Origin of the sequence: Nostoc sp. CHAB 5715 (assembly GCF_020829685.1) — a bacterium.
In the GTDB taxonomy this organism is placed as follows: Bacteria; Cyanobacteriota; Cyanobacteriia; order Cyanobacteriales; family Nostocaceae; genus Nostoc.
Genome location: NZ_JAIVFR010000814.1, coordinates 1 through 3,510, shown reverse-complemented (window position 1 = coordinate 3,510; position 3,510 = coordinate 1). Strand labels below are relative to the sequence as shown.

Sequence of the window (3,510 nt, the reverse complement as noted above, 5' to 3'; positions counted from 1 at the left end):
CATTTATGCTATTTTGTTTCCTCGTCTAACTCCTCTAGCAGAGGGAGAAGCTGGCATAGCAAACTGGATTAAAATGTTCGCCAGCACTTTCTTCGCCAGACTTTCACCTGAGCAACAAATACAAATAATTCCCGTCGTGGAAGAATATCTTAAGCCAACACTATATCAACAAGGGACTTGGACAGCAGACTATCGAAGAATTCGCATAGTTGCCATTAAACTTTAAATTGTGCGAATTTTTACTAGTACCTTAATTACGAATTAGTATCAGCTATGCATATACCTAAATTGTGCGATGCCTGCGGCGGGCGCAGCCATCGCCAGAGATCACTTTCATTATTACTAACCATTAGCCTCAGCACTTTACTAGTCCCGCCCTCGCTAGCGCAAACCCCCCCAATACCATCGCCTTCTAATGCGCCTCTGGAACTAGACTTATTGACCAAGCCAAAAGACTATGTAATCACAGCTAACACCATAAACCCAGAACGATTAACCGTTCCTAGTTTATGGTGGGCACAACAAAACTCTGAGAGAAAGCTATTAGATAATTGGATAGCATATCCACCTTCTGAAAAAGAACCTGCACGAGTAGACTTGATCGTGAATGAGCAAATTTGGAGCTTACTAGATTATGTAGAGCGCTACGACTTCGTAAATCGCTTGGGTAGCACTGCACGGAACTTTGGTTACAACGTCCGGGTATTTAATTATCAAAAAGAACCCTTGGCAACCTACACTTGCAACTTTAATACAAGTCCAGCTTTATGCAGTATCCAAACGACTCTTAAGAACAAGATAGGGTTACAGCGTTCACTCTAGTAATTTAGTCTGGGGAGTAGGGAGTAGGGAGTAGGGAGTAGGGAGTGGGGAGACAAGCGGACAAGGAGAATAACCTACCCAATGCCAATGCCCAATGCCCAATCCCCAATTCCCAATCCCCAATTAAACCTTAATTTTGGCGAATAAAGACTCGTATTGTTTTATTGCTGATGGGGGTAAGGGAAGCAAAAATTCGCTTTTATCAAAAACTTGGCGTAGGCGTAGCCCGTCGTAGACATCGCTCTCTAACAAACTCCATAATGGTTCTTGGATATCGGAAGCGACAATATTTGTAGAAATTGGCGAATTACTTTTGGTCAGCACCGAAATTTGTTTAGCTGTGCTTGGTTGCCAACAAAAGTCAATCCATTGTTCTGATAAAGTACCCTTAGTAGTAATACCTGCGGGACGTACCCACAAGTCTGCCCAGATTGCTGTTCCTGACTGGGGGATAACTGCGCCAAGTTCCGGATAACGTCCCAGAACTGGCAGTACATCGCTTGACCAACCAACCGCTAGCCAAGTGTCTCCCATAATTAGAGGTTCCAAGTAGTTATTGGAACTGTAGAACTTTACCTGTTGGTTTAATGTCTGTAATTCTTTTTCCAAGTCTGGTACTTGGTCAAGATTCTCTGTATTATAAGATTTTCCTAGCTTCTTTAAGACCAAACCAATAACTTCTCGTGGTTGATTGAGTAAAGAAATCTGCTGCTGCACTCCCTCTCGCCACAAATCACTCCAATCTTTGGGGGTCCATCCCAATTTTCGCAACTTGTCACGGTTATAAACAATCACTGTGCTACCCCACCGATAAGGCGCACCCCACACCTTCCCTTGAGTATCCAAATTACCTTGGTCGTTGCGCGTTACCAATTGTTTCCACCTTTCATCTAAAGCAGACCACTGCTTTAATTGGTTTCCCTGTACCTCTTGGAGTGGTTGAATCAGTTTCTGCTCAATAGCTGCTTTTAGCCAGTAATCTCCCAATGTCACTAGGTCTGTGTCAGTTGTTTTTTCACCTTGCCTAAAGGGTATAAAGCGCCTCCATCCCTGCTCATCAGTGGCTTTTGGTTTCTGCTGCCAATTTTGTAATTGCTGAAATAAATCTTGTATCTGCTCGACTGGAGCGAACTTTAACTGCACCTGTTGCTGCAAACCTTTGTGGAACTGATTAACCACCTGACCAGGTATAGAACCTTTTAATAACTGTACTTTTAGTTGCGTCTGGTTGTTTCCACCACAGCCAAAAAGCAGTTGTGAAAGTGCCAATGTACTTGTACCTAGCAAAAAAGACCGTCGATCCATTGATTTTGGATTTGAGATTTTTGATTATACCTAATATTAAGCAGAGATTCACCAGAGGCTGACTAGTTGAAAAAGTGGAATTGGAAAATTCTCGGTATTTTTTCTTGTTAATACTGATAATTTTGAATATTTGGCTCAAAATAGCGACTTTTTCGGCAAATATCTCCCTAAAAATTAATTTTTCTCCATAAATTTCCTCATTAGTACTTATAGTCAAATTTTACTTAATATTTAGAATTAATGATTTAAATGTCACATTTGCACCAAAAATTATCAATACTTAAATAATCCATAAGTATAGTTAACGTTGACAGTAAATTGAATAACATATAGAAAATGTACGGATGAGGGTATTAAATGGAGCCATTACAGAAGCAAATCCTGACTTTAAGCGAAAAACTGGATGCGCTCTGCCAAGTGATTGAGCAGCTTGATGGTAAAGTAGCTCAAGCTTTCTCAGAGTGTTCTTTAGCGAATACACAAGCAAAGGATAATTATCAGGAAAATAGCGCAGCTGGTGGCTACCAGTTCAGACGTAACAATTTAAATCCAGAAATGGAACACAAGGATGTCTTGATAGATGGCATTTATCTAGATATGCATCGTCAAGGTGGAGATAATATAACACCAGAAATTCAAATACAACGACTGACAGCGCAATTAACAGCAGCATACAATCGCATTGCTGCCTTGGAAGAACAATTACTTAGAGAGAGAATTCATTAAATTTAACCTGAGTTCAACGAATTAAAAAAATGGCTAGAGGTAGGGAAGGCAAGCCTTTAGGTTCAATGTCAAATCATGGCTTTATGTCCATGAACCTATCCCACTATTCTAAAAATCCCTACTTCTTTTCGTAAAATGTGCTTGAAAACCTTAATTTTTCGTTCTCAGTTCTCAATAAGCTTAAGCTTTGTAGCACAAATATTATTAGTGGGATAAGTTCATATATTTAAGTATAAGCAACTAATCCAGCCATAAAATTGATAAAAAACTTAAACACATTATTACATATATTTACGTAAGAGTATGATATATCTACGTTATAGCTTTTAGTGAGTACCTCACTATGAAACAAAAAAAAAACAACCCTAAGACTGGTGTTCTTAGGGTATTGTATAGTTCAAAAACCAAGCTTTTCTTATTAATCTGCGTTTTTATCATTAGTGTTTTTGGCATCTTGTTATCAAATTGGTTGATGACGAGCCAGACAGCTTTCGCTAAGATTGACCTTTTGCAACCTGCTCCTACTCAACCGCTAGGCTATTACGACTATTTCGGCAAACTGCTGAGTCCTCAAGAAGCATCACAACTAGTTGTAAATAAGGGACTCAATCCTAATAACCCCATTTCCTATCAACGGGTAGGGGCAGTTAAAATTAC

Annotated in this window: 4 protein-coding genes and 1 pseudogene; 4 read left to right on the top strand and 1 reads right to left on the bottom strand. The window is 39.7% G+C overall.

Going from position 1 to position 3,510, the window contains the following annotated elements; translation table 11 throughout:
- Both LC574_RS31770 and LC574_RS31765 read left to right on the top strand, forming a co-directional pair.
- A pseudogene (locus LC574_RS31770) lies at positions 1-226 on the top strand (SAM-dependent methyltransferase); the annotation flags it as partial.
- A gap of 47 nt (positions 227-273) precedes the next feature.
- Positions 274-822, top strand: a complete 549-nt coding sequence (locus LC574_RS31765; protein WP_229457546.1) for a hypothetical protein — start codon at positions 274-276, stop codon at positions 820-822.
- 123 nt (positions 823-945) lie between these two features.
- Here LC574_RS31765 and LC574_RS31760 read toward each other — a convergent pair whose 3' ends face one another.
- Positions 946-2,127 (bottom strand): extracellular solute-binding protein, encoded by a 1,182-nt coding sequence (locus LC574_RS31760; RefSeq protein WP_229457545.1) that lies wholly within the window; start codon positions 2,125-2,127, stop codon positions 946-948.
- A gap of 357 nt (positions 2,128-2,484) precedes the next feature.
- On the opposite strand from LC574_RS31760, the gene LC574_RS31755 reads away from it, so the two are divergent.
- The gene (locus LC574_RS31755) at positions 2,485-2,853 is read left to right on the top strand and encodes a hypothetical protein (RefSeq protein WP_229457544.1); all 369 of its coding nucleotides are present in this window, start codon (positions 2,485-2,487) and stop codon (positions 2,851-2,853) included.
- A 472-nt stretch (positions 2,854-3,325) separates the two neighbouring features.
- A partial coding sequence (locus LC574_RS31750) for a hypothetical protein (protein WP_229457543.1) occupies positions 3,326-3,510 on the top strand: 185 nt, incomplete at its 3' end.